Source organism: Microbacterium sp. AB (assembly GCF_032878875.1).
Classification (GTDB): domain Bacteria; phylum Actinomycetota; class Actinomycetes; order Actinomycetales; family Microbacteriaceae; genus Microbacterium; species Microbacterium betulae.
In genome coordinates this window covers 3,577,735-3,603,305 of record NZ_CP118157.1, presented here as the reverse complement: position 1 = coordinate 3,603,305, position 25,571 = coordinate 3,577,735, and the positions used below count along the sequence as shown (strand labels likewise).

Below are 25,571 nucleotides of genomic sequence, written 5' to 3'. Positions count from 1 at the left end.
GTCGGGTGCGGGATCGGCGCACGGAACCGTTCAATCCTACGAACGCTGCTGGGCGGGGCCTGCGAGGCGTGCCGCGTCTCGGCCCGGGGCCCGCCGTGTCGGCTCCGCCGCCGTGTCGAGGTCGACGGCGCGTGCGCCCGGCGGGCTCAGCGCACCGGACGGGCGCTCTCGCGGACGACGAGCCGGGTCGGGACGACCGTGCGCGCGGCGACGGCGCGGCCGTCGAGGCGTGCCAGGAGCAGGTCGACCGCGGCGGCGCCGAGCTCGTCGAAGCGCTGGGCGACCGTCGTGAGGGGCGGCCAGTAGTCCGCGGCGTCGACGACGTCGTCGAACCCCACGACGCCGAGGTCGTCCCGTCCGAGCGCGTGGGCGGCGTGCAGGACGCCGAGGGCGGTCTGATCGTTGGCCGCGAACACCGCCGTCACGGCGGGGTCCGCGGCGAGGGCCTCTCCGAGGCGCCGTGCCGTCGCCGCCGTCCAGTCGCCGCGCAGCGGAGCGGGAGCCGCGATCCCGGCATCCGCCAGCGCCGCCCGCCAGCCGCGCTCGCGCTCGTCCGCAGCGAACGCGCCGCGCGGACCCGCGACGTGGTGCACGGCCGCGTGCCCGAGCGAGAGGAGGTGCGCCGTCGCGAGCGCGGCTCCCCCGGCGTGGTCGGACGAGATCGCCGTGAAGCGCTCGCTCGTCGCGGCGTCGACCGCGACGACGGGGAAGCCGGGGTCCGCCGCATCGTGGATGGTGGGCGTCGCCTCGTTGAGGACGACGGCGCCGTCGACGCCGTGATCGTTCAGCGCGCCGAAGGCGGCGTCCGCGGCGGTCCTGTCGTCGGCCTCGGAGAGCGTCACGACGAGCACGGCGTGCTCCCGCGCGGAGGCGGCCGAGGTGACGGCCTCGAGCATGCGCGTGTTCCCCACCGAGGCGAGCGTGCGCACGACGACGCCGATCGTGCCCGTCCGCCCCGTCCGCAGGGCGCGGGCCGTCCGGTTCGGCCGGTACCCGAGGGCGGCCATCGCGCTCTCGACGCGCGCGCGGGTGACGGGGTCCACGCGCGGCGAGCCGTTCGCGACGCGAGAGACGGTCTGGCCGGACACGCCGGCGAGCCGCGCGACATCGGCCGCCGAGACCTGCGCCATGACGCCTCCCTTCCTCCTGCGTCCACTTTGCACTAGCATCCATGTTGACGTCAACACGCGCGATATGGCGCACGAACGGAGGACGAGATGGAGGCACCGGCGACGACGCTGGGCGCCGGGGTCGTGAAGCGGGCCGCACGCCTGGCCGACGGCCGTGAGCTCATCTACTACGACGACCCGGGCACGACGCTGCCGGCGGAGCGCCGCATCGACGAGCGCGCGCTCGCACCCCGGCCGGAGACCGCGACCATGCGCCGCGACGTGCTGACGGGCGACTGGATCTCGATGGCGGCCGCCCGGCAGAACCGGGCGTTCCTCCCGCCCGCCGAGCTCGACCCGCTCGCTCCCCAGTCGCCGGCGAACCCCTCGGAGGTGCCGAGCCTCTACGACGTCGCCGTCTTCGAGAACAGGTCGCCGTCGTTCGGCCCCGCGCTCGACCTGGCGACGGGCGACGCCCCCGCCGCCGCCGACCCGCCCCTCGGCCCCGACGACCTCGACACCCCCGGCCTCGGCCGCAGCCGCACCTCGGTGGGGCGCTGCGAGGTCGTCTGCTTCAGCCCCGAGCGCACGGGCTCGTTCGGCACGCAGTCGGTGACCCGCGCCCGGACGGTCATCGAGGCGTGGGCCGACCGCACGGCCGCGCTGGCGGCGCTGCCGGGCATCCGCCAGGTGTTCCCCTTCGAGAACCGCGGCGAGCAGATCGGCGTCACCCTGCACCATCCGCACGGCCAGATCTACGCGTACCCCTACGTCACCCCGCGGACGAGGCTGCTGCTGCAGGCGATCGAGCGGGAGGGCGCGGACCTCTTCGAGCGCATCGTCGCGTTCGAGGAGCAGGGGCCGCGCGTCGTCCTCGAGGCGGATCACTGGATCGCCTACGTGCCCTTCGCCGCACGCTGGCCCGTCGAGGTGCATCTCGCTCCGCGTCGGCACGCGCCCGACTTCACGGCGCTGACCGACCCGGAGCGCGACGAGCTCGCCACGGTGTACCTGAGGCTCCTGCAGGGCGTCGACCGCCTGTACGACACTCCCACCCCCTACATCGCGGCCTGGCATCAGGCGCCGGTCGACGTGGCGCGCGACTCCGCCCGTCTGCACCTCCAGCTCACGTCGCCTCGTCGGGCGGCGGACAAGCTCAAGTACCTCGCCGGATCGGAGTCCGCCATGGGGGCGTGGATCGGCGACATCCCGCCGGAGCAGGCGGCGGCGCGTCTGCGCGAGGCGGTGGGCGCATGACCGGGGCGCAGCGGCAGGCCGTCGCGCTCTTCGCCGAGCTGACGGGACACGACGCCGACGGCGTCTGGTCGGCCCCGGGCCGGGCGAACCTCATCGGCGAGCACACCGACTACAACGAGGGCTTCGTGCTGCCCTTCGCGATCGAGCACCGGACGTATGCCGCTGCCGGTATGCGCTCGGACGGCACCGTCCGCGTGGTGTCGACCTTCGACGGCGAGCCGTTCTCCCTGGCGGTGTCGGCCCTCGCCGAGACGTTCGACGGTGCGCGGGGGCGCGCCGTCGCGAGCGGCGCCGTGCCGGAGTGGGCCGCCTATCCCCTCGGGATCGCGTGGGCCGCGCTCGCCGCGACCGGTCGCGACGCCGCGGACGTCCCGGGCGTCGACATCGCGTTCGCCTCGGACGTCCCGGTCGGCGCGGGCTTGTCGTCGTCGGCCGCGATCGAGGGCGCCGCCGCCTCGGCGCTGAACGACCTGTGGTCGCTGGATCTCGGCGGCCTCGCGATCGCGAAGCTCGGCCGCACCGCGGAGAACGACGCCGTCGGAGCCCCGACGGGCATCATGGACCAGGTCTCGTCGACGCTCGGCCGCGTCGACGCGGCGACCTTCCTCGACTGCCGCACCCTCGAGACGGCGTCCGTCGACCTCGGCCTCGCTCGCGAGGGCCTCGCGCTCGTCGTGATCGACACGCAGGTGTCGCACGCCCACTCCACCGGCGGGTACCGCGACCGGCGTGCCTCGTGCGAGAAGGGCGCAGCCGGCATGGGCGTCCCCTCGCTCCGCGACCTGACGATCGTGGACCTCGATCGCGCCGAGCGGGTCCTCGACGACGTGACGTTCCGCCGCGTGCGGCACATCGTGACGGAGAACCAGCGGGTGCTCGACACGGTGGAGACGCTGCGGACGGCCGGCCCCCGCGGGGTCGGAGGCCTGCTCGTCGCGTCGCACGTGTCCATGCGCGACGACTTCGAGATCTCGACCGCCGAACTCGACGCCGCCATTGACGCGGCGCTCGCCGTGGGAGCGATCGGCGCGCGGATGACCGGCGGCGGGTTCGGCGGCGCGGCGCTCGCGCTCGTCGAGACCGGCAGGGTCGACGACGTCGCGGAGGCGGCGGGCCGCGCGTTCGCGGCCCGGGGGTTCGCGGCTCCGCACACGTTCACGGTGACGCCGTCGGAGGGCGCCCGCCGGGACGCGTGAGAAGGGGGCGGGCGTCCTCCGACGCCCGCCCCCTGTCGCCCGTCCGCGGTCAGGACGTGAGCGCGGGTCCGACGGTCTCGGCTCCCTGGACGGTGTGCTGCACCTCGACCTTGCGCGGCTTCGCCTTCTCGCTGATCGGGATGATGACGCTCAGCACGCCGTTCTCGTAGCTCGCCGAGATGCCCTCGGTGTCGATGCCCTGGCCGAGGTTGAGCTGGCGCAGGAACGAGCCCGAGGAGCGCTCGCGGGTGATCCACTTGACGCCGTCGGCGCTGCGGGTCGTGCGCTCGGCGCGGATGGTCAGCAGCTGTCCGTCGACGTCGATGTCGACGCTGCCCGGATCGATGCCGGGCAGGTCGGCGCTCAGGACGTAATGGTCCCCGTCGCGGTACAGGTCCATCGGCACGAGCCGCGGTCCCTGTCGGTCGAGGAGCTGTTCGGCCACACGGTCGAACTCACGGAACGGGTCGAAGAACATTGCCATGATGATCGTCCTCCTTGTGTTCGGCGCTGTTCGAATACTTGAGCCTCATCGGCTCAAGTTCAGATTAGCACTCTCAAGGGGAGAGTGCTAAAAGCTCGCTTCGAGCTTCCTGAGAGGACGCTCGAAAGGCGTCTTCTTCGCGCCCTCGGGCGCCTCGCGTTCGAATGACGAAATCGACCCGGTTCAGCGGCCGAAGTGGGCGGAATTCGTCATTCGAACACCGGAGGAGGGGCGCGGACGGTGCGGCCGAGCTCTGCGCACGGGGTTGAATGGACGGGTGACGCCGAACCCGGACCCCGCCCTCTGCCGTGGTCTCGCCGCCGATCTCGCGGCGGCGCGCTTCCGCTCCGAGGCGCTGCGAGCGATGTGGGGCGTCGAGGCCGACGATGCGATCGGCCGCAGCCTGCGTGCTCCGGCGCTCCGCGCCATCCGCCACCGGGACGACCTGCTCGCCGTGCTCGCGCGCCTGCTGATCTTCGGGGTGGCGCAGCCCCGACGCGACGTCGACGCCGCGCTCCCCCGCACGGGGGCGGCCGGTCTCGCATCCCTCGGGCTCGCCGCGGTCGAGGGCGGGACGGTCACTCCGCTCGCCATCCTGCGACCGCAGTCCTTCCACGACGACCGCGGCCCCGGCGAATGGCTCGTCGCGAGCGACCTCGACGAGATCGCGCTCGGGGGAGGCGCGCTCGCCGAGGACCACGTGCTCGGCGTGGGCGGCGCCTCGCTCACCCTCGCGGGCCTGCAGCTCCCGACCCCGGCCGCGGCGGTGCTCGACCTCGGCACGGGCTGCGGCGTGCAGGCCCTGCGCGCCCGGCGCTACGGCGAGAGCGTGGTCGCGACGGACGTCTCGCGGCGCGCCCTGCGCTTCGCCGAGCTCAACGCGGCCCTGAACGGCGTCGAGGCGATCGAGACGCGCGAGGGATCGCTCTTCGAGCCGGTGCGGGGCGAGACGTTCGACCGCATCGTGTCGAATCCTCCCTTCGTCATCACGCCGCGCGCGAAGGGCGTGCCCGCGTACGAGTACCGCGACGGCGGACTCGTCGGCGACGCCCTCGTGCAGCAGGTCGTGACCGGGGTCGGCGGGCACCTGAAGCCCGGCGGCGTCGCGCAGTTCCTCGGGAACTGGGAGACGAAGAACGGCCTCGCGGGCCTCGACCGGGTGCGTGCCTGGGTGGAGGCCTCGGACGCCCCGCTGGACGCATGGATCGTCGAGCGGGAGCAGCTCGACCCCGTCGCGTACGCCGAGATGTGGATCCGCGACGGCGGCACGTCACCGGGCAGCGCCGCGCACGATGCGCTGCTGGACGCCTGGCTGGACGACTTCGCCGACCGCGGCGTCACGGCGATCGGCTTCGGGTACGTGCTGCTCCGCCGTGCGGAAGGCGCCCCGACGCTCGCGCGCTACGAGAGCGTGTCCCAGCCCATCCCGTCGGAGGGCGGCCTCGGCGCGCACCTGGCCGCCGCGCTGGCCGCGCACGATCGCGTGGCCGGGCTCGACGAGGCGGGCCTGCTCGCGGCGCACCTGAAGGCCGCGCCCGACGTCACGGAGGCGCGGCACCACCTTCCCGGGGCCGCCGACCCGAGCGTCATCGAGCTGCGGCAGGGCGGGGGCTTCGGGCGCTCGGCGCCGGCCGACCCCGCGCTCGCGGCGCTCGTCGGGGCCTGCGACGGCGAGCTCTCGATCGGGCAGATCGTCGGAGCGATCGCGCAGCTCATGGAGGTCGACGAGCGCACGCTCCGCTCCGGGCTGCTCCCCGCCGTCCGCGAGCTCCTCGTCGACGGGTTCCTCGCGTTCGTCTGAGCGGCGCCCGTCCCGCGCCCACGCCGTCCGCGAGACTCCGGCCGATCCGCTCGCCGCGGGGGAGCGAGGCGCCGCCGTGCCGGTCAGAGCACGTGCAGCACCCGGTGCGGGACCCATCCCTCTCGGCCCGCGGCGTCGCGGCACCACGCCCATCCGCTCGCGTCGTCGTCGGCGACGATCTCGACGACGACGCCCGAGCGCGCCGGCAGCTCGGTCGTGTCGTAGGCCTCGACCACGCGCGCCTCGGGCCGTGCGCCGTCGAGGTGCCGCGACGGGACCCATCCCTCGCCGCCTTCCGCACGCACGAGGACGAACGCCGGCCACTCCGCGTCTCGGTCGCCGACCCGCACGGTCTTGCCGGCGCGGACGCGCAGGGGCGCGCGTGCGGGGATCTCGTGATCGGCCGTCAGACGCGCCGACGCGCCGGGCACGCTCATGGCCGCAGGAGCGTCTTGATCGCGCGGCGCTCGTCCATCGCGGCATAGGCCTCGGCGACGTCGGCGAGCGGCAGCTCGAGGTCGAAGACGCGGCCCGGGTCGATCGTGCGGTCGAGCACCTCGGGCAGGAGGGCCTCCGCGTAGTTGCGCACGGGAGCGACGCCGCCGCGCACGCCGACGTTGGTCGAGAACATCCGCCGCACGGGCAGCTCGGGCTCTCCGTGGGGGACGCCGACGAAGCCGACCTGTCCGCCGGGGCGCGCGGAGCGGAGGGCCTGATCCATCGACTCCTTCGTCCCGACGCACTCCAGCACGGCGTCGGGGCCGATCCCGTCGAAGAGGTCCTTCACGGCGGCGACGCCCTCCACGCCGCGCTCGGCGACGACGTCCGTCGCGCCGAACTCGCGGGCGAGGGCCTGGCGCGGCGCGTGGCGCGACATCGCGACGATCCGTCCGGCTCCGAGGCGCGTCGAGGCCAGGACGCCCGACAGGCCCACGGCGCCGTCGCCCACCACGACGACCGTCGAGCCCGCCGTCACGCCCGCCGACACCGCGGCGTGGTGGCCCGTGAGGAAGACGTCCGACAGCGTCAGCAGGCCGGGGACGAGATCGTCGGACGGCGCTCCGCCCGGCACGACGGTGAGGGTGCCGTCGGCGTGCGGCACGCGCACGTACTCGCCCTGGCCGCCGTCGACGGGATGGCCCCAGTGGTCCTCGCCGCCCCAGTCGCCCTTCTCGAGGCACGACGTGCTGAAGCCGTTGCGGCAGTTCGCGCACGTCATGTCGCAGTCGTAGAAGGGCGCGATGACGAAGTCGCCGACCTTCACGCGCGCGACGCCGTCCGCGACCTCCTCGACGATGCCCACGAACTCGTGCCCGATGGGACGCGGGACCTTCGCGGAGGACGCGATGCCGCGGTAGTGCCACAGGTCGGAGCCGCACACGCACGACGCGACGACGCGCACGATGGCGTCCTGCCCCGACACGAGCCGGGGGTCGGGGACCTCTTCGAGCCGGATGTCCTTCTCGCCGTGGATGATCGTCGCGCGCATGCCGTCGAGCCTACGGCGGCGACCTCGGAGACCGGTGCCCGCGCATCCGGTCTGCGCTGAGCAGCGAGAATCCATCCGTGCCGTGAGAATCCCGGTGGCGGCCGTATTCTCGTCGCGCACATGGATTCTCGCTGGACGGACGGTGGCAGTCAGAGTGTGCACTGGGTGGACGGCGGGCGGGTGGACGGCGGGCGGGTGCCGGGATGCGGACGTGCGGGCCGGATGAGCCCCGACGGGCGCCGACTACCCTGGAAACCATGCTCAACATGGCCGCCGGACTCGCACGCCTCGGCGACCTCGCGACATCACCCGTCGTCGCGACGCTCGCTCGCGCGTTCGCCGATGCGGGGCACGACCTCGCCGTCGTCGGCGGTCCCGTCCGCGATGCGCTGCTGGGGCGTGCCACGCACGACCTCGACTTCACGACGGACGCGAGGCCCGACGACATCCTCCGGATCGTCACGCCGATCTCCTCGGCGCAGTGGGACATCGGGCGCGCCTTCGGCACGATCGGCGCGCGCGTCAAGGGCGAGCAGGTCGAGATCACGACATACCGCGCCGACAGCTATGACGGCGCGACGCGCAAGCCCACCGTGGAGTTCGGCGACACGCTCGAGTCCGACCTCGCCCGACGCGACTTCACGGTCAACGCCATGGCGCTGCGGGTGCCCGCCGTGACGCTCGTCGACCCTGCGGGCGGCGTCGAGGACCTCCTCGCGGGCGTCCTGCGCACGCCGATCGATCCGCGCGTGAGCTTCGGCGACGACCCGCTCAGGATGCTCCGCGCCGCCCGCTTCTCCTCGCAGCTCGGCTTCGACATCGAAGGCGGCACGCTCGCGGCGATCGGAGACCTGCGCGAGACGCTCAGGATCGTCAGCCCCGAGCGCATCCGGGCCGAGCTCACGCGCCTGCTGCAGACCGACGACCCCGTTCGGGGCATCCGCGTCCTCGTCGAGTCCCGGCTCGTCGAGGAGTTCCTGCCCGAGATCCCGGCGCTGCGGCTCGAGGTCGACGAGCACCACCACCACAAGGACGTCTACGAGCACTCCCTCACGGTCCTGACGCAGGCGATCGAGCACGAGCGGCTCCGCCGTCCGGATGCCGCGCCCGACGTGCCGCTGCGCCTCGCGGCGCTCCTCCACGACATCGGCAAGCCGCGCACGCGGAAGCTCGAGCCCGGCGGCGCCGTGACGTTCCACCACCACGACCTCGTGGGGGCGCGGATGGCCCGCAAGCGCCTGCAGGCGCTGCGGTACGACGGCGACACGATCGGCTCCGTGACGACCCTCATCGAGCTGCACCTCCGTTTCTTCGGCTACGCCGAGGGCGCGTGGACCGACTCGGCCGTCCGCCGCTACGTGCGCGACGCCGGCGACGAGATCGAGCGCCTGCACATCCTCACGCGAGCGGACGTCACGACGCGAAACCGTCGCAAGGCGGCTCGTCTCGCGGGTGCCTACGACGACATCGAGGCCCGCATCGCGACGCTCCGCGAGCAGGAGCAGCTCGAGGCCATCCGCCCCGACCTCGACGGCAACCGCATCCAGGAGATCCTGGGCATCCCCCCGGGGCCGGCGGTCGGCAAGGCCTACCGGTTCCTCCTCGAGCTGCGTCTCGACGAGGGCGTGCTGGGCGCGGAGGAGGCCGAGCAGCGCCTGCGGGCCTGGTGGGCCGAGCAGGACTGACGCGGCAGGGGCCCGGCACGCCTCACAGACGCCTCCCACGTCGTGGAATAGTCTCGGGGGAGAACTCCCCCGCCGCTCGGCGCCGCCACGAACAGCACTGCGAGGCATCCGTGACCACCCCCGCGCCCGACGCATCGCCCTCCCGGGCATCATCCGGCGAGCGGCCGCTCACCGTCCTGCTGGGCTGTGACACGTTCTCCCCCGACATCAACGGAGCGGCCCGGTTCGCCGAGCGACTCGCGGCGGGGCTCGTCCAGCGCGGCCACGACGTGCACGTGAGCGCGCCGAACACGAGATGGAGGCGGACCGCACCGCGCACGGAGGTCATCGAGGGCGAGTCGCTGACGATGCACCGGTTGCCGTCGGTCCGGCTGCCGTGGCACGAGTGGCTGCGGTTCGTCTGGCCGTGGCGCTCCAAGCACTACGCGCGCCAGGTGCTCGACGCCGTCAACCCCGACGTCGTGCACATCCAGTCGCACATCGTCATCGGCCGCGGCCTCGCCCGCGAGGCCCGTCGGCGCGGGATCCCGGTCATCGCGACGAACCACGTGATGCCGGAGAACATCCTCGACTCCACGCGCCTGCCCGAGGCGCTCAACCGGGTCCTCCTCACGCTCGCATGGGCCGACGCCAAGCGCACGTTCGATCTCACCGCCGCCGTGACGACGCCCACGCGGAGGGCCGCCGACTTCCTCGAGACGACCATCGACATCGCCGGGGTCGTCCCCATCAGCTGCGGCATCGACAAGGCGAACTACACGCCCGACCTCGCTCCGCGCACCGAGAACCGCGTGGTCTTCGTGGGTCGCCTCACGAGCGAGAAGCAGGTCGACGTCATCGTGCGCGCCGTCGCGAGGCTCGACCCGGCTCTCGACACGCGGCTCGATCTCGTCGGCGACGGCGATCAGCGGGCGGCCCTGGAGAGGCTCGCGGAGGAGCTCGGCATCGGCGACCGCGTCACCTTCTTCGGGCACACCACCGACGAGGTGCTGCGCGGCGCGCTCACGCGGGCGTCCGTCTTCGCGATCGCCTCCATCGCCGAGCTCCAGTCGATCGCGACCATGGAGGCCATGGCGTCGGGGCTGCCCGTCGTCGCGGCGAACGCCGTCGCGCTCCCGCACCTCGTGAGCGACGGCGAGAACGGGTACCTGTTCGAGCCCGGCGACGTCGACGCCCTCGTCGCGCGGCTGACGGACGTGCTCACGGCCGAGCCCGAGGAGCGCGCCCGCATGCAGCGGGCCTCGCTGCGGATGGTCGACGCCCACGACATCACGCGCACGCTCGACACCTTCGAGGCGCTGTACCGCGGCGACGCGCTCCCCGCGTAGACCGGACCCCGCCGTGCACATCGTGATCTTCGGCGACCAGCACGTCGAGACGCTCGGCGGCGCACAGGTCTCCACGCGGCTGCAGCGCGCCCATCTCGAGCGCGCCGGCCACAGCGTGACCGTCGTGGCGCCGCGACGCCGGTCGCGCGACCCCGTGAACGCCGACGATCCGGCCTACCTCGACCTGCCGTCGATCCCCGTCACGTGGGACCGCGAGTACTCCTTCACCTGGCCGGGAGGCGCGACGGACGCCTTCATCGATCGCGCCCTGAGCCGTCGCGTGGCGCGCGGTGCGCCGATGCCCGACCTCGTGCACGTGCAGGCCGACTTCTGGGGCGCGTTCCTCGGCCACCGGCTCGCGCGGCGACTGCGGGTCCCCGTCGTCCAGACGATGCACAATCGCGTCGACGTGGGGATCGAGGCGACGACGCCGTTCCCGGCCCTCGTGCTGCGTGCGCTGAACGCCTGGCGGCGGCGTGCGCTGCCCGGGTCGGGACCGGGCGACGACGGATGGGCGTACCTGCGCGGCCTCGCCCGCGGCGCGAGCGCCGTGACGGCCCCGTCGGGACACTTCGCGCGCCGTCTCGAACGGCACGGCGTCTTCGGGAGCGTGGACGTCGTCTGGAACGGCATCGACGACGACGTGCGCGACCGCGTGCTCGCGGCGGCTCCCTCCGCGCGCGCGGAAGGGAGACCGCGCCTCGTGTGGGTGGGCCGGATGTCGCCGGAGAAACGGCTGCTCCCCCTGCTGGAGGCCTTCGCGGCGTCGGCCGCCGACGCCGAGCTGGAGGTCATCGGCGGCGGCTTCGAGCACGAGAGGGCGCGGCGCCTCGCGGCGGACCGGGGCATCGCGGACCGCGTCGCCTTCGCGGGGCGCCTCTCGTACGAGCAGACCCTCGGGCGCATCGCGGCGGCGGACGCCCTCGTGCAGACGTCGATCGGCTTCGAGACGCAGGGGATGACGCCGTTCGAGGCGGCGACGCTGGGGACGCCGTCGATCATCAGCGATCCCGACGTCGCGGGCGAGCTCGACGGGGGCATCTGGGAGGTCGACGCGCCGGAGGACGAGCCGTCCCGCGTCGCGGCGCTGGCCGCGTCCCTCCGCCGTGCGGCGGCGGACATCGCCTCGGGGAGCGCGCCCGTGCCGTCCGAGCGCGTGGCGGCGGAGTTCCGCCAGTCGTCGCGCACGGCCGCGATGATCGAGATCTACGAGCGGGTGCTCACGCGGTGACGTGGGGACGCTGCGCGAGGCCGACGCCATCCCTGCTCACCCCTCATGCGGGCCGACGGCCGGTGCCCGCCGTCCGTCGGCATTCCGGTCGGGTATCCTCGCCCACTCCGTCGGACGCGGTCCGTATCCGTCGGACCGCAGCGCGAGCACGGTGGCCGCGACGCCCCAGGTCGCGAGGGCGGTGAGGGCGAGGAGGAAGAGCATGGCAGAAACGCTACGGTTGTGCGTTTCATGCCACGAGTGGCAGGATAGCCACAGAACGTGCTTTTTCTGCCAAGCCTCGGGAGGCGCTCATGAAGACGGTGGCCGTCGTCGTCCAGGAGGGGTTCGCGCCCTTCGAGTTCGGACTCGCCTGCGAGGCCTTCGGGCTGGATCGCCGCGACGACGGCGTGCCCTCCTTCGACTTCCGCATCGTCACCCCTGAGCCGGGTCTCGTCCCCTCCAACATGGGCTTCTCGATCACGGTCGACCACGACCTCTCGTTCGCCGACGAGGCCGACCTCGTCGTGGTCACGCCCATCCCACGGGCGACCTGGGGCGCGATCGACGAGCGCGCGGGCGCCGTCGTGCGGCGCGCGGCGGAGCGCGGCGCCTGGGTGCTCACCGTCTGCAGCGGAGCGTTCGTCGCGGCCGCCGCCGGCGTGCTCGACGGGCGGCGCGCGACGACGCACTGGATGTACGCCGACACGATGCGGCGCATGTACCCGCGGATCGACGTCGACGCCGACGTGCTGTTCGTGCAGGACGGCCGGATCATCACGAGCGCCGGGACGGCGGCCGGCCTCGACGCGTGCCTGCATCTGCTGCGGCAGGAGCTCGGCGCCGAGATGGCCAACCAGATCGCCCGGCGCATGGTCGTCGCCCCGCAGCGGGACGGCGGTCAGGCGCAGTTCATCCTCAACCCGCTCCCCGAGGCGGCAGGCCTCTCCCTCGCCCCGGTCGCCGACTGGGCGCTCGAGAACCTGCACCGCGAGCTGCCCGTCGAGGAGCTCGCGCAGCGGGCACACATGTCGCCGCGCACGTTCGCCCGGCGCTTCAAGGCCGACTACGGCACGACGCCCGCGGCGTGGCTCGGGCGGCAGCGCGTCATCCAGGCGCAGCGGCTGCTCGAACGCACCGACTGGGGCGTCGACCGCATCGCCGCCGACTGCGGCTTCGGGTCGGCGGCCGTGCTGCGCCAGAACTTCGCCCGCGTGCTGGGCCTCTCGCCCGCGGCGTATCGCGCCCGGTTCGCGTGCGTCGACGAGCCCGTGTCGGCAGCCTGACGCGTGCCGCGCGTCCTTCTGCGAAACCTCGCGAAATGCCCGGACACGGGGCGAAACAGAGAGGACGCGTCGGCGGCGGGTCGTTGTTGACTGAGGGCTCCATCGTCCGGACGCCTCTCCGAAGACGAGTCGGCGGGGAGGCAGCAAGAGGAGCCCTCACATGCCGAAACCGTCCGCAGCGCCCCGCAGGCGCCGAACGCGCGCGTCGATCGCCGCAGCCGTCATCGCCGTCGGGGCGCTCGCCCTGTCCGCCTGCTCGGCGTCCTCCCCCGAGACGACGCCGGAGACCTCCTCGGGCCCCGTCGAGGGCGGCGTCCTCCGGGTCGCGCTCGGCAGCGACGCGTCGATCATCAACCCCCACCTGACCGGCAGCTCGATCACGGCGACCATCGCGCGCGACGTCGTCGACTCCCTCGTGGCCCAGTCCGAGGACAACTCGTTCCATCCCTGGCTCGCCGAGGACTGGGAGATCTCCGAGGACAACACCGAGTACACGTTCCACCTCCGCGACGACGTGACGTTCTCGGACGGCGAGCCCCTCACCGCCGAGGCCGTGAAGATCAACTTCGAGTACATCCTCGACCCCGCGAACAACTCCACCTACGCGCGCTCGCTGCTGGGCGCCGTGAGCGAGATCGAGGCGACGGACGAGCACACCGTCGTCATCCGCTACGACGAGCCGTTCGCGCCGCTGCTGCAGGCGCTGAGCCTCCCGTACCTCGGCATCCAGTCCCCGGCCTACGTGCAGAGCGGCGGCGACCTCGCCGGCGACGTCGTCGGCTCCGGCCCGTTCGTCCTCGACTCGTGGGCGCAGGGCCAGGGCTCGACGCTCTCGAAGCGCGACGACTACGCGTGGGGATCCGACAGCTTCGAGCACACCGGCGCCGCCTACCTCGACGGCATCGAGTACAGCTACCTGCCCGAGGCCTCCACGCGGCTCGGCGCGCTCACGAGCGGACAGGTGGACGCGATCGACGCCATCCCGCCGGCGAACTACGAGAGCGTGACGTCCACCGACGGCGTCGTGGTCGACACCTACGAGAACCCCGGCGTCGTCTACGCCCTCCAGCTGAACACGACGCGCGCCCCGTTCGACGACGCGCTCGTCCGCCAGGCGTTCCAGACGGGCGTCGACATCGACTCCGCGGTGGAGGCGACCCTGTTCGGCACCGTGGAGCCCGCCGAGGGCATCCTCGGCCCGCAGACCGAGTACGTCGACGAGTCGATCGACGGATCGTGGAAGAACGATCCCGAGGGGGCGGCGGCGCTCCTCGACGAGGCCGGATGGACCGAGACGGACGATGAGGGATACCGCGTGAAGGACGGCGAGCGCCTGTCCGTGGCGTGGACCTACGACGAGTCGACGAGCGGCGAGGACAACGTCAACCTCGTGCAGGCGCTGCAGTCGGAGTACCGCGAGCTCGGCATCGAGCTCGTGCTCGACCCCGTCGACTCGGGCACCTACACGTCGCGCACGGTCTCGGGCGACTACGACGCCACCGCCTACTACTTCGTGCGCGCCGAGGCCGACATCCTGCGCACGGTCTACGGCTCGGCGAGCATCGGCGCGGGAAACAGCTCGCGTGTCGACTCCCTCGACGCGCAGCTGGACGAGGCGGTGGGAGCGGACGCCGAGCGCAGGGCCGAGCTGTACGCGGAGGTCCAGCAGGCGGTGATCGACGAGGCGTACTCCGTGCCCGTCTACATCCCGGCGTACCACCTCGGTCACAGCGACGAGCTCCAGGGCGTCCGCTGGGCGACCAACGCGAAGCCGCTCTTCTACAACGCCTGGCTCGACCCGGGCGAGTGACCCCGTCCGGGGGAGGCCGCCTGCGGCCTCCCCCGGAACCGTGTCCGAGGCACCTGAGGAGAGATGCGTGACCGACACCGAGACGCGAGCACCCGCGTCATCCGACACCTCGCCGGCCGAACGCGCGGCGTCCCGAGCCGCCGCGGCGCGCGGCGCTCCGCTCGTGCGGGTGATCGGACGACGACTGCTGGAGATCGTCCTCGTGCTGTGGGGCGCGGCGACGATCACGTTCATCGCCGTGAAGTCCATACCGGGCGACCCCGTCGACATCATCAGCGGCGGCGAGAACATCGTCGACGCCGCGCAGCGGGCGCTCATCACGGCGCAGTACGGCCTCGACCAGCCGATCCTCGTGCAGTACGCGACCTATGTGGGGCGCGCGTTCGTCGGCGACTTCGGCGACAGCTACGTCTTCCGCGCCCCCGTGCTCGAGGTGATCGGCAACGCCGCCGTGCCGACCCTGCAGCTCGCAGGCTCCGCGTTCGTCCTCGGGATCGCGCTCGCGCTCGCGGCGGCGCTGTCCACGTCGGGACGCCGGCCCGTCCTCCGCTGGCTCGCGTCCGGGGTCGAGCTGCTCCTGCTCAGCACCCCCGTCTACTGGGTGGGCATCGTCCTGCTCGTGGTGTTCAGCTTCGGGCTCGGGTGGTTCCCCGTCACCGGCGCCGACGGCCCGGCCTCGCTCGTGCTCCCCGCGATCGCCCTCGCCCTGCCGATCGCGGCCGTGCTGTCGCAGGTGCTCCGCGACGGCGTGGAGTCGGCGCTCACGCAGCCGTTCGCGCTCACGGTCCGTTCGCGCGGCGTCGGCGAGGGGGCGCTGCGGGCGCGTCACGCGCTGCGCCACGCGCTCCTGGCGGCCTCGACCGTCTCGGGCAACGTCCTGGGAGGACTCCTCGGCGGCTCGATCCTCACCGAGACGGTGTTCGGACGGCCCGGCGTCGGGCAGATCACCCTGCTCGGCATCGGCTCGCGCGACATGCCGCTCATCCTGGGCCTCGTCGTCCTCTCGGCGCTCGTGTACTCGGTCGTGAACCTGCTCATCGACCTCGGATACCGGGTCATCGACCCCCGGGTGAGGGACGGGGCGACGGCATGACCACGGTCGACGCCCTCCTGAAGGCCCGTCGGGTCCGGCGCGGCTCGGTCCCGGTGGGGACGCTCCTCGCCGCGCTCGTCGTGGTCGTCGTCGCGGTGGCCGCCGTCGCCCCGCAGGCGCTGACGTCGTACGACCCCGAGAAGGCGGCGCTCGACTCGGTCTTCCTCGCCCCCTCGCTCGCGCACCCGTTCGGCACCGACCAGCTGGGCCGAGACGTGCTCGCCCGCGTGATCCACGGCGCGCAGTACTCGCTGCTCATCGGGCTCGGCGCGGCTGTCCTGTCGCTCGCCCTCGGCGTCGTGGTCGGGCTCCTCGCGGTCTACCTGCCTTTCGGCCTCGACCGCCTCGTCCAGCGCGGCATCGACATCCTCCTCGCCTTCCCCGAGCTGCTGCTGGCGCTCCTCGTCATCGCGGTGCTCGGGCGCGGGCCGGTGAACACGCTCATCGCGGTGGGACTGTCGGGTCTGGCCGGCTATGCGCGCCTCGTGCGCTCCCAGGTGCTCGCCGCACGGCTCTCCGGCTACGCCGAGCAGGCGAAGGTGCTCGGAGAGCGTCCGCTCCCGGTGGTGCTCCGCCACGTCCTGCCGAACATCGCACGGCCGCTCACGGTGCTCGCGACGCTCGGCGTCGGCTCGGCCATCCTCGCCGCGTCGTCGCTCAGCTTCCTCGGCCTCGGCGTCACGCCTCCGACCCCCGAGTGGGGTGCGATCCTGTCGGAGGGACGCAGCCAGCTCGGCATCGCGCCGTGGACGAGCCTGCTGCCCGCCACGGTGGTCGCCGTGACGGTGATCAGCATCACGGTTCTCGGTCGCGCCCTCCAGGCGCGCCTCACGCAGAGAGGACGCGCATGACGACGTCGGCGACACGGCATCCCGTGCGGGCCGCGGCCGAGGCCGGGCCGCGCGAGACGGATCTCCGCGTGCGCGGCCTGACGGTCGCGTTCCCCGCCGTCTCCGAGACCCCGGTCGTCGACGGCGTCTCCTTCGACGTGCCGCGTGGCCGCGTCGTCGCGCTCGTCGGGCAGTCGGGGTCGGGCAAGTCGGTGACCGCGCGCTCGCTCATCGGGCTCGCGGGCGACGGAGCCCGGGTCGCGGTCGAGGCGCTGCGCATCGGCGGCGACGACCTCACGCGCGCCGACGAGGCCCGGTGGCGTGCGATCCGCGGCACGCGCGTCGGCTTCGTCCTCCAGGACGCGCTCACGTCGCTCGACCCGCTGCGGACGGTCGGCCGGGAGGTCGGCGAGGCGCTGCGCGAGGGGAGCCGCGCCGTGCGGGCCGAGCGCACGCGCGAGGCGATCGTCGAGGCCGGCATCCCCGACCCGGACGAACGCGCGGCCCAGTACCCGCATCAGCTGTCGGGCGGTCTGCGCCAGCGCGCGCTCATCGCCTCGGCGATCGTGGGCGATCCCCCGTTCGTCATCGCCGACGAGCCGACGACCGCGCTCGACGTCACGGTGCAGCAGCGCATCCTCGACCTCCTCCGCGGTCTCGCCGACAGCGGCCGCGGCGTCCTCCTCATCACCCACGACCTCGCGGTCGTCGCACAGCTCGCCGATCACGTCCACGTGATGCACCGCGGGCGCATCATCGAGTCGGGCACCGCGCGCGAGATCCTGCGGACCCCGAAAGAGGAGTACACGAGGCGCCTGCTGCAGGCCATCCCCTCCTCGCGCACGCGCGGCGAGCGGCTGCTGCCGCCCGAGCCGGGCGCGCCCGCGACGGATGCCGCACGCTCCGGCGGACAGGATGCGGTGCGGACGCCGCGGGCGGGGTCGGAGCCGCTTCTGCGTGTCAGCGGCGCCTCCGTCTCGTTCCCCGCCCCGCGGCGGGGCCGGCGCGTCGCGCTGGACGGCGTGGGCCTCGAGCTCCGGCCCGGCGAGACGCTCGGGATCGTCGGGGAGTCGGGGTCGGGCAAGAGCACGCTCGGGCGCGCGGTCCTGGGGCTCCAGCGTCTCGACGCCGGCCGCATCGACCTGTTCGGCGAGGAGTGGAGCGCCCTGCCCGAACGGCGCCGGCGACCGCACCGCCGCCGGATCCAGACCATCTCCCAGGATCCCCTGGGGACGTTCGACCCCCGCCTCCCCGTCGCGCGCCTCCTCGATCAGCCGCTGCGTCTCTGGACGACGCTGGGCCGTGAGGAGCGCAGGCGGGAGTCGCGGCGTCTCCTCGCGCTCGTCGGGCTCGACGCGGCCGTCCTCGACCAGCGCCCGCAGCGGCTGTCGGGCGGCCAGCGGCAGCGCGTCGCGATCGCCCAGGCGCTCGCGAGCGGGCCGGAGCTGCTCATCGCCGACGAGCCGGTGTCGGCCCTCGACGTCCTGACCCAGGCGCAGGTCCTGGATCTCCTCGTCGACCTGCGCGAGCGGACCGGGCTCGCGATGCTGTTCATCTCGCACGATCTGGGCGTCGTCCACCACCTCAGCGACCGGATCGCCGTCATGACCGAGGGCGTGGTCGTCGAGACCGGGCCGGTCGACGATGTCTTCCTCCGCCCGCAGCATCCGTATACTCAGCGACTGCTCGAAGCCGTCCCCACCCTCGAAGGAATCCGATGACGTTCCGCACGCGACAGCACGACGACCGACTCCTCCTCGCACTCCCCTCGCCGGCCGGGCACACGCTCCTCTACGGCGCGCTCGAGCGCGGCCTCGGGTCGAGCCGCCTCCCGCTGGACCGCGGTTTCCCGACGCCCGTCCTGCTCGTGCGCTGGCACGTGTCGGGCGAGGCCGTCGTGTGGGAGGCGCTGCCCCACGGCCTCGGGGTCGGCAAGGACGTCATCGCCGGCGCCGACGTGACGGGGCCGGCGGCGGACGCCGCGGTCGACGACTCCTTCGCCGCGTCGGTCATCGCGCGCACGCCGCTCGTCGACGCGGAAGGCGGGCCCTGGACCGACCCGCGCGACCTGCTGCTGGCCGATCCGTTCCGGCTCGGGGAGAGCCTGTCCTCCGCGCCGTGGGGCGGGCGCCCGCGTGCGGAGTACTCCGTCGACGCCGCCCGTTCGGGCGTGCTCGCCGCGGGAGCGGACGCGCTGGCTGGGGAGCTCGTCTACCGTCGCGGACGCGAGCTCCCCGCGGGGGACGACGTGCGGCTGCCGGGCTCGGTGACGGGGCCGGACGCCGCCGCGGAGCCGTCGCTCCCGTCGGATGGCGTGGGCCTCCGGCTGCGGGCCTGGTTCGCCCCCGCCGCGTCGGCCGCGGCTCCCCTCGCGCACCATCCGCGCTCGGGGGGATCGCCCATCCCGTGGCGCGACTTCCGCCGCTCGGACCGTGCGGAGGCGGCGGTGCAGCCGCGCTTCCGCCCGGGAGAGCCGGTCGAGTACCTCGTCGATCCCGGCATCCCCGAGCCGTACCGCACGGCCGTCCTCGACGGGCTGAACTGGTGGCGCGAACCGTTCGCCGAGCACGGCATCGACTTCCGCGCCCGGCTGCCCCAGAAGGGCGAGGACCTCTGGGGCGCGAGGACGAACGTGGTCGTCTGGGTGCATCGCACGGGTCGCGGATGGTCGCTCGGCGGGTCGCAGTCCGTGCCGTTCACGGGCGAGATCCTCCGCGGCACCGTCCGGCTGGGCAGCGAGCGGATCCTGCAGCTGCGGCAGCTGTTCGAGACGATCCTGCAGCCGTTCGGCGCACCCGACGAGGCCGAGCGTCTCGCCCGGATCGAGGAGGCGCTCCTCGGCCGGCTCCGGCAGCTCGCGGCCCACGAGGTCGGCCATTCGCTCGGCTTCTCCCACAACTTCGCCACGCACGTGCAGTCCTCGCCGTCCGTGCTCGACTACCCCTTCCCCGACATCGGCCTCGACGACGGCGGAGCGCCCGTCCTCGTCGACGCCTACCGGGACGGGCTCGGCGACTGGGACGCCCAGCTGCTGCGGCATGCGTACGCGGCGGCGCCCGCGCAGGACGCGCTCGCGACGCTGACCGAGGGGGAGTCCGCCCATGCGACGGGAGCCGCGCCCTGGGTCGCGCACCGCGGCGCCGCGGACCCGCTCGCGGCGCTCGATCACCTCCTCCGGGTGCGCGGGCGGGCGATCGCCTCGTTCGGCCCCTCCGCCGCGCCGGGGCACGTGCAGCAGGGCGAGCTGCGCGAGCGGTTCGTGCGGCTGTTCCTGCTCCACCGGTTCCAGGCCGACGAGGTCACGAGCTTCGTCGGCGGGGCGGACTACGCCTACGGCACGGTCGACGACCTCCGTCGCCGGAGGACGGCGGTCACGGACGCCGCCCTGCAACGGCGCGCGCTCGCCGCGGCGGCCGATCTGCTGCGGGCCGACGTGATCGCCGTGCCGGACGAGGTCACGGCCCTCCTCGCCCCGTCGGCCGACCGCTACGTCGACGGGCAGGGGGCGACGCCCTCGCTCCTCGGACGCCTGTTCGACCCCGTGGCGCTGAGCGGCGCGGCGGCCGCGGTCGTCGTGCTCCCGCTGCTCGGCGTCGAGCGCCTCAACCGCATCTGGCTGCAGAACGTGCGGGACGCCGAGCTCCCCGGCGTGGCGGAGGTCGTGTCGGCGCTCGCGTCGGCGGCGTCGGATGCTCCTGCGGGCGCCTCGGTCACCGGGGGCGCGGGCGGGTACGCCGTGCTGCACGCCGCGGTGCACGCCCTCGCCTCGGATCGCCTCCACGCCGGTGCGCGCGACGCCCTGCGCGGCGTCCTGGGCGCCTGGCCGGACGCGCGCCTCGCGGCACAGGCGCTGTCCGCGCGAGACGCCGTCGAGCGGGATCCTGCCGCGGCACGGCGCTACGCGGTTCCCGTCGTCCCGGCCGGCGCGCCGCTGTAGGGCGGGAGGGGGCGCCTGAACGCCGCGCCGCTCCACGCGGAGGCGGGGCGCCGGCCGGGACACCGCAGCGACCGCGCCGCCGGGTCGCCGCCCGGATCGGGTTCAGCCCACGGCCGAGATGACGCCCGTCAGGATGAGGGTGATCGCCGTCGTCCAGCCGGCGATCGCGAGCGCCTGCCAGAAGAGGATCCGTGCCCTGCCGACGCCGGCCGCTGCGAGCATGGTCGCCGTGAAGTGCGTCGGCAGCAGGAGGGGGCCGAGCAGGCTCACGCCCGGGACGCCGTAGCGCACGAGCGCGCGCTGGAACTTCTCCCTGCGCGGCGAGGTCGGCTCGACGACGGGCCCGACGACGCCGCCGCCCGCCTGCCCGGCCGCGACGAGGGCCTCGTCCCGCACGCGCCCCTGGCGGCGCGTGACGACGGCGCGGCGCGCGCCCGCACCGAGCAGCACGAGCAGGGCGACGCATGCGAAGTTGCCGATCGCGGCGGCGATGCCGGCGACGACCGGGTGGATGCCGCCGATGATCCCGATCGCCGCGGCGCCCTCGCCCTCGATGAACGGGACGGCGCCGGCGAGGGCGACGATGAGCGGTTGGACGAGGTCGGGCACCTGTGCCACGAGGTTCTGGAAGGACTCGATGAGGTTCATGCTCTGCTCCTGTTCGCCGTCGCGTCGGGGCCATCCCCGTGGACGCCTCCAGTCCATCGCCGCCGGCCGCGCCGCGGCAGTGCCGGGATGTCACCGGATCCCGGGCATCCGGCACGCGCCATCCGTGACATGTGTCACGGCCGTACTGTGGACGTCGTGAGCACGAGGTCGCGTGAGAACCCGCCCGCGGGCCGTGCCGCGCTCGATCTGACGCGCGGCGTCTCGGCGACGTGGTGGTACACGGTCGGGGGCGTGGTCCTCCTCGAGCTCCTCGTCGTGCTGCTCTCGACGGTCGCGTGGCGGCCCGTGAGCGACTCGGCGTCCCAGACGGCGCTCGTCCTCGTCGCCGGCCTCGTGTGGACGGCGTCGACCGTCCCTGTGCTCGTCGCCTACCGCGACCGCACCGATTCATCGCCGCTCGTCGCGCCCGGGCTGGTGTCGTTGCTGCTCGTCGCGGCGGCCTGCGGGATCACGGTGGGCGCCGTCGTGCAGAGCTGGGTCGTCGCCGCGCTGCTCCCCGTGCAGGCGATCCTGCTTCTCAACTGGCCGCGCGGCGTCCGGCTGCGACTCACCCTCGCGCTCACGGCCGCGCAGGGACTCCTGTGGTTCGTCGATTCGCGCATCGACGTCGACGGCGGCATCCTGAGCTCCGCCGGCTGGCCGGCCGTCGCGGTGTACGCGATGATCCTGCCCGCGATGACGGTCTTCTCGCTGTGGTGGTGGGATGTGCTGGTCGCCCTCGATCGGGCACGCGTGGCGGAGGCGAAGCTCGCCGCCACGCAGGAGCGGCTGCGCGTCGCGACCGACGTCCACGACCTGCAGGGCCACCACCTGCAGGTCGTCGCACTGCAGCTCGAGCTCGCCGAGAGGCTCATGGGCCGGGGCGAGGACGCCGCGATCGAGCAGGTGCGCGCGGCCCGCGTGAGCGTCGCGGAGGCGATGCAGGGCACGCGAGACCTCGCGACGGGTTTCCGGTCGGTGCCGCTGGGCGACGAGCTCGCCAACGCACGGGATCTGCTGCGGGCCGCGGGCGTCGACGTGTCGCTGACGGTGCCGCCCGACGCCGGCGGCGCCCCGGCCTCCGTGCTGGGGCCGGTCATCCGGGAGACCACGACGAACGTGCTGCGTCACGGCGGCGGTCGCCGCGCGCGGCTGTCCCTCGTCCGGGCGGACGACGGATGGCGCTACGAGATCGCGAACGACCGGATGACGGACGCGCCGGAAGACCCGGACGGTGCGGGGCTGGACGGCGTCGGCCGCCGCGTCGCCGACGCGGGAGGGACGCTCGACGTGCGTCGGGACGGCGAGGAGTTCGCCGTGACCGTGACGGTCCCGGCGGAGCCGGCACGATGATCCGCGTGCTGCTCGCCGACGACGAGGGGATGATCCGCTCGGCGCTGGCCGCCCTGCTGCGCCTCGAGGACGACATCGACGTCGTGGCGGAATGCGCCGACGGCACCCAGGCGGTCGCGGAGGCCATCCGCCTCGAGCCCGACGTGTGCCTGCTCGACCTCGAGATGCCCGGTCTCGACGGCGTGGAGGTCGCCGCACGCCTGAGCCGCTCGATCACGGCCCGCTGCGTGGTGGTGACGCGGCACGCACGCCCTGGCGTGCTGCGACGTGCGCTCGCCTCGGGAGTCGCGGGGTTCTTGCCGAAGTCGCGCGGCGCCGACGAGGTCGCCGAGGTCATCCGCCGCGTGGCCGCGGGGGCCCGGTACGTCGACCCCGAGGTCGCCGCCGACGCGCTCGCCGACGAGCGCTGCCCCCTCACCGCGCGGGAGCTCGACGTGCTGCGCGTCGGGCGCCGTGGCGAGACGACCGGCCAGATCGCGCGGACGCTGTCGCTCGCTCCCGGCACCGTGCGCAACCACGTCTCCGCGGTGCTGAGCAAGCTCGGCGTCGAGACGCGCCAGCAGGCCGTGCTCCACGCCGAGGAGCACGGCTGGATCTGAGCCGGCTCGTCAGCCTCCCCGTTTGTGGGGGGAAAACGCCGCTTTCCCCACCGGGTAAACGGCGTTTTCCCCCCACAAACGGACATCGTGCGCTTCCCTCCAGCACCCGCAGATGTTAAAGTTGAGTCATGACGGCTCAAGTTTCACGACCGCAGGAGGAACACGATGCAGGCGAACCAGGTGCCTGAGCAGCAGGAGGAGCAGAAGAGCGCCCTCGAGCAGTTCGGCATCAACCTCACCGAGCGTGCCGAGCAGGGCAAGCTCGACCCGGTGATCGGGCGCGACAGCGAGATCCGTCGCGTCAGCCAGGTGCTCACCCGGCGCACCAAGAACAACCCCGTGCTCATCGGCGAGCCCGGCGTCGGCAAGACCGCCGTGGTGGAGGGCCTCGCGCAGCGCATCGTGGCGGGCGACGTGGCGGAGAGCCTCAAGGGCAAGGCGCTCATCTCGCTCGACATCTCCGCCCTCGTCGCCGGCGCGATGTACCGCGGCCAGTTCGAGGAGCGCCTGAAGAAGGTCCTGCAGGAGATCTCCGAGTCCGAGGGACGCGTCATCACCTTCATCGACGAGCTGCACGTCCTCATGGGCGCGGGCGGCGGCGAGGGATCGGTCGCGGCGGCCAACATGCTCAAGCCCATGCTCGCGCGCGGCGAGCTGCGCCTGATCGGCGCCACGACGCTCAACGAGTACCGCGAGTTCATCGAGAAGGACGCCGCGCTCGAGCGTCGGTTCCAGCAGGTGTACGTCGGCGAGCCGACCGTCGAGGACACCGTCGCCATCCTGCGCGGACTCAAGGGGCGGTACGAGGCGCACCACGGCGTGACGATCAGCGACAGCGCCCTCGTCGCCGCGGCATCCCTCTCGAACCGCTACATCCCGAGCCGGCAGCTGCCCGACAAGGCCATCGACCTCATCGACGAGGCGATGAGTCGCCTCAAGATGGAGATCGACTCCAGCCCCGTCGAGATCGACCAGCTCAAGCGCCAGGTCGACCGGATGCGCCTGGAGGAGCTCGCGCTGAAGAAGGAGAAGGACGCCGCGTCGAAGGAGCGCCTCGCGAAGCTCCGCGAGCAGATGGCGACGGCCTCGGCCGAGCTGGACGTCCTGGAGCGGCGGTGGGAGCGCGAACGCGGCGGCCTGAACCGGGTGGGCGACCTCAAGAAGCGCCTCGACGAGGCCGTCACCGAGCGCGATCGCGCCCTGCGCGAGGCCGACTACGCGAAGGCGTCGAAGCTGCAGTACGAGACCATCAAGCAGCTCGAGGCGCAGCTGGCCGAGGCCGAGCAGCAGGCCGACGTCGTGAGCGAGGAGCCGCGGATGGTCAACGAGCAGGTCACGGAGGACGACATCGCCTCCGTCATCGCCGCCTGGACGGGCATCCCCCTCGGGCGCCTGCTCCAGGGCGAGACGGAGAAGCTCCTGCACCTCGAGGCGGAGCTCGGCAGGCGCCTGATCGGGCAGAAGGACGCCGTGAAGGCCGTGTCCGACGCGGTCCGCCGCTCGCGCGCGGGCATCAACGACCCGAACCGTCCGACCGGCTCGTTCCTCTTCCTCGGGCCGACGGGCGTGGGGAAGACCGAGCTCGCCAAGGCGCTCGCGGAGTTCCTCTTCGACGACGAGCACGCCATGGTGCGCATCGACATGTCGGAGTACGGCGAGAAGCACTCCGTCTCGCGCCTCGTCGGCGCCCCTCCGGGATACGTCGGGTACGAGCAGGGCGGCCAGCTCACCGAGGCCGTGCGCCGGCGCCCCTACGGCGTCGTGCTGCTCGACGAGGTCGAGAAGGCGCACCCCGAGGTGTTCGACGTGCTGCTCCAGGTGATGGACGACGGCCGGCTGACGGATGGACAGGGCCGGACGGTCGACTTCAAGAACGTCATCCTCATCCTCACCTCCAACATCGGCTCGCCCATCCTCGTCGACCCGACGATCTCCGCCGACGTCAAGCGCGACCAGGTGCTGCAGCTCGTGCGGCAGTCGTTCAAGCCCGAGTTCGTGAACCGGCTCGACGACATCGTCGTCTTCCAGACGCTCAGCCAGGACGACCTCGCGCAGATCGTCGAGCTCCAGGTCGACGCGCTGCAGAGGCGGCTCTCCGAACGGCGTCTGACCCTCGCCGTCACGCCCGACGCCAGGGCCTGGCTCGCCGAGCGCGGCTACGACCCGGTGTACGGCGCGCGTCCGCTCCGGCGTCTCATCCAGCAGGAGATCCAGGACCGCCTCGCGATGGCGATCCTCTCCGGCGGGGTGCGCGACGGCGACACCGTGAGGGTCGACGTCGACGCGGCCGGCGACCACCTCGCGCTCGCGAGCCTGGGCCAGACCGCGGCGCCCGAGCCGGACGACGACGTCATCGAGGCCGAGATCGTCGACGACTGACGCCCGCGCGCACACCGGCCATCCCGGCTCGTTCGAATGACGAACTCGACCCGCTTCGCCGCGCGAAGCGGGTCGAA

At 73.4% G+C, this 25,571-nt stretch carries 21 protein-coding genes; 15 read left to right on the top strand and 6 right to left on the bottom strand.

Annotated features, from left to right (window positions below; all coding sequences use genetic code 11):
• Positions 1-146: 146 nt before the first annotated feature.
• Positions 147-1,130: a LacI family DNA-binding transcriptional regulator gene (locus tag N8K70_RS16930; protein ID WP_317139529.1), complete on the bottom strand. Its 984-nt coding sequence runs from the start codon at positions 1,128-1,130 to the stop codon at positions 147-149.
• 87 nt (positions 1,131-1,217) lie between these two features.
• Between N8K70_RS16930 and galT the strand changes: the two genes are divergently transcribed.
• Entirely contained in the window at positions 1,218-2,366 is a 1,149-nt protein-coding gene (gene galT, locus N8K70_RS16925; RefSeq protein WP_317139528.1) for a galactose-1-phosphate uridylyltransferase, read from the top strand.
• Complete coding sequence (gene galK / locus N8K70_RS16920; RefSeq protein ID WP_317139527.1) at positions 2,363-3,562, top strand: galactokinase; 1,200 nt, start codon at positions 2,363-2,365, stop codon at positions 3,560-3,562. Before galT ends, galK begins: the two co-directional genes overlap by 4 nt.
• Before the next feature lie 49 nt (positions 3,563-3,611).
• Here the strand turns inward: galK and N8K70_RS16915 are convergent, their stop codons facing one another.
• A complete protein-coding gene (locus N8K70_RS16915; protein ID WP_317139526.1) occupies positions 3,612-4,046 on the bottom strand; it encodes an Hsp20/alpha crystallin family protein in 435 nt (144 codons plus the stop codon).
• Between the two features lie 277 nt (positions 4,047-4,323).
• On the opposite strand from N8K70_RS16915, the gene N8K70_RS16910 reads away from it, so the two are divergent.
• Positions 4,324-5,847 (top strand): DUF7059 domain-containing protein, encoded by a 1,524-nt coding sequence (locus tag N8K70_RS16910; protein WP_317139525.1) that lies wholly within the window; start codon positions 4,324-4,326, stop codon positions 5,845-5,847.
• An 83-nt stretch (positions 5,848-5,930) separates the two neighbouring features.
• Here N8K70_RS16910 and N8K70_RS16905 read toward each other — a convergent pair whose 3' ends face one another.
• Together N8K70_RS16905 and N8K70_RS16900 are read right to left on the bottom strand one after the other, a co-directional pair.
• The gene (locus tag N8K70_RS16905; protein WP_317139524.1) at positions 5,931-6,284 is read right to left on the bottom strand and encodes an SH3 domain-containing protein; all 354 of its coding nucleotides are present in this window, start codon (positions 6,282-6,284) and stop codon (positions 5,931-5,933) included.
• Positions 6,281-7,336 (bottom strand): zinc-dependent alcohol dehydrogenase family protein, encoded by a 1,056-nt coding sequence (locus N8K70_RS16900; protein ID WP_317139523.1) that lies wholly within the window; start codon positions 7,334-7,336, stop codon positions 6,281-6,283. Before N8K70_RS16900 ends, N8K70_RS16905 begins: the two co-directional genes overlap by 4 nt.
• A gap of 257 nt (positions 7,337-7,593) precedes the next feature.
• Here N8K70_RS16900 and N8K70_RS16895 point away from each other — a divergent pair, with 257 nt between their 5' ends.
• The 3 genes from N8K70_RS16895 to N8K70_RS16885 all read left to right on the top strand — a co-directional run bounded on the left by N8K70_RS16895 (position 7,594) and on the right by N8K70_RS16885 (position 11,580).
• Complete coding sequence (locus tag N8K70_RS16895) at positions 7,594-9,021, top strand: CCA tRNA nucleotidyltransferase (protein ID WP_317139522.1); 1,428 nt, start codon at positions 7,594-7,596, stop codon at positions 9,019-9,021.
• A 110-nt stretch (positions 9,022-9,131) separates the two neighbouring features.
• Positions 9,132-10,349 (top strand): glycosyltransferase, encoded by a 1,218-nt coding sequence (locus N8K70_RS16890; RefSeq protein ID WP_317139521.1) that lies wholly within the window; start codon positions 9,132-9,134, stop codon positions 10,347-10,349.
• A 13-nt stretch (positions 10,350-10,362) separates the two neighbouring features.
• Positions 10,363-11,580: a glycosyltransferase gene (locus tag N8K70_RS16885; protein WP_317139520.1), complete on the top strand. Its 1,218-nt coding sequence runs from the start codon at positions 10,363-10,365 to the stop codon at positions 11,578-11,580.
• 36 nt (positions 11,581-11,616) lie between these two features.
• Here the strand turns inward: N8K70_RS16885 and N8K70_RS16880 are convergent, their stop codons facing one another.
• The gene (locus N8K70_RS16880) at positions 11,617-11,784 is read right to left on the bottom strand and encodes a hypothetical protein (protein ID WP_317139519.1); all 168 of its coding nucleotides are present in this window, start codon (positions 11,782-11,784) and stop codon (positions 11,617-11,619) included.
• Positions 11,785-11,873: 89 nt separating this feature from the next.
• Between N8K70_RS16880 and N8K70_RS16875 the strand changes: the two genes are divergently transcribed.
• From N8K70_RS16875 to N8K70_RS16850, 6 genes are all read left to right on the top strand, one after another.
• Positions 11,874-12,845, top strand: a complete 972-nt coding sequence (locus tag N8K70_RS16875; protein WP_317139518.1) for a GlxA family transcriptional regulator — start codon at positions 11,874-11,876, stop codon at positions 12,843-12,845.
• A 160-nt stretch (positions 12,846-13,005) separates the two neighbouring features.
• Positions 13,006-14,655 carry an ABC transporter substrate-binding protein gene (locus tag N8K70_RS16870; RefSeq protein WP_317139517.1) on the top strand — a complete coding sequence of 550 codons (1,650 nt, stop codon included), beginning with the start codon at positions 13,006-13,008 and terminating at the stop codon, positions 14,653-14,655.
• A 67-nt stretch (positions 14,656-14,722) separates the two neighbouring features.
• Positions 14,723-15,748 (top strand): ABC transporter permease, encoded by a 1,026-nt coding sequence (locus N8K70_RS16865; protein ID WP_317139516.1) that lies wholly within the window; start codon positions 14,723-14,725, stop codon positions 15,746-15,748.
• Complete coding sequence (locus tag N8K70_RS16860; RefSeq protein WP_317139515.1) at positions 15,745-16,599, top strand: ABC transporter permease; 855 nt, start codon at positions 15,745-15,747, stop codon at positions 16,597-16,599. Before N8K70_RS16865 ends, N8K70_RS16860 begins: the two co-directional genes overlap by 4 nt.
• Positions 16,596-18,299 carry an ABC transporter ATP-binding protein gene (locus N8K70_RS16855; protein WP_317139514.1) on the top strand — a complete coding sequence of 568 codons (1,704 nt, stop codon included), beginning with the start codon at positions 16,596-16,598 and terminating at the stop codon, positions 18,297-18,299. Before N8K70_RS16860 ends, N8K70_RS16855 begins: the two co-directional genes overlap by 4 nt.
• On the top strand, positions 18,296-20,515 hold the full coding sequence (locus tag N8K70_RS16850) for a zinc-dependent metalloprotease (RefSeq protein WP_317139513.1): 2,220 nt from the start codon (positions 18,296-18,298) through the stop codon (positions 20,513-20,515). The genes N8K70_RS16855 and N8K70_RS16850 overlap by 4 nt, the downstream gene beginning before the upstream one ends.
• Positions 20,516-20,617: 102 nt before the next feature.
• On the opposite strand, the gene N8K70_RS16845 is transcribed toward N8K70_RS16850, so the two are convergent.
• Entirely contained in the window at positions 20,618-21,163 is a 546-nt protein-coding gene (locus tag N8K70_RS16845; protein ID WP_317139512.1) for a small multidrug efflux protein, read from the bottom strand.
• A 156-nt stretch (positions 21,164-21,319) separates the two neighbouring features.
• Between N8K70_RS16845 and N8K70_RS16840 the strand changes: the two genes are divergently transcribed.
• The 3 genes from N8K70_RS16840 to N8K70_RS16830 all read left to right on the top strand — a co-directional run bounded on the left by N8K70_RS16840 (position 21,320) and on the right by N8K70_RS16830 (position 25,494).
• Positions 21,320-22,516, top strand: coding sequence for a sensor histidine kinase (locus N8K70_RS16840; RefSeq protein ID WP_317139511.1), 1,197 nt, complete (start codon positions 21,320-21,322; stop codon positions 22,514-22,516).
• Positions 22,513-23,115, top strand: a complete 603-nt coding sequence (locus N8K70_RS16835; RefSeq protein WP_317139510.1) for a response regulator transcription factor — start codon at positions 22,513-22,515, stop codon at positions 23,113-23,115. The genes N8K70_RS16840 and N8K70_RS16835 overlap by 4 nt, the downstream gene beginning before the upstream one ends.
• Positions 23,116-23,280: 165 nt before the next feature.
• A complete protein-coding gene (locus N8K70_RS16830) occupies positions 23,281-25,494 on the top strand; it encodes an ATP-dependent Clp protease ATP-binding subunit (protein WP_317139509.1) in 2,214 nt (737 codons plus the stop codon).
• Positions 25,495-25,571: the final 77 nt, after the last annotated feature.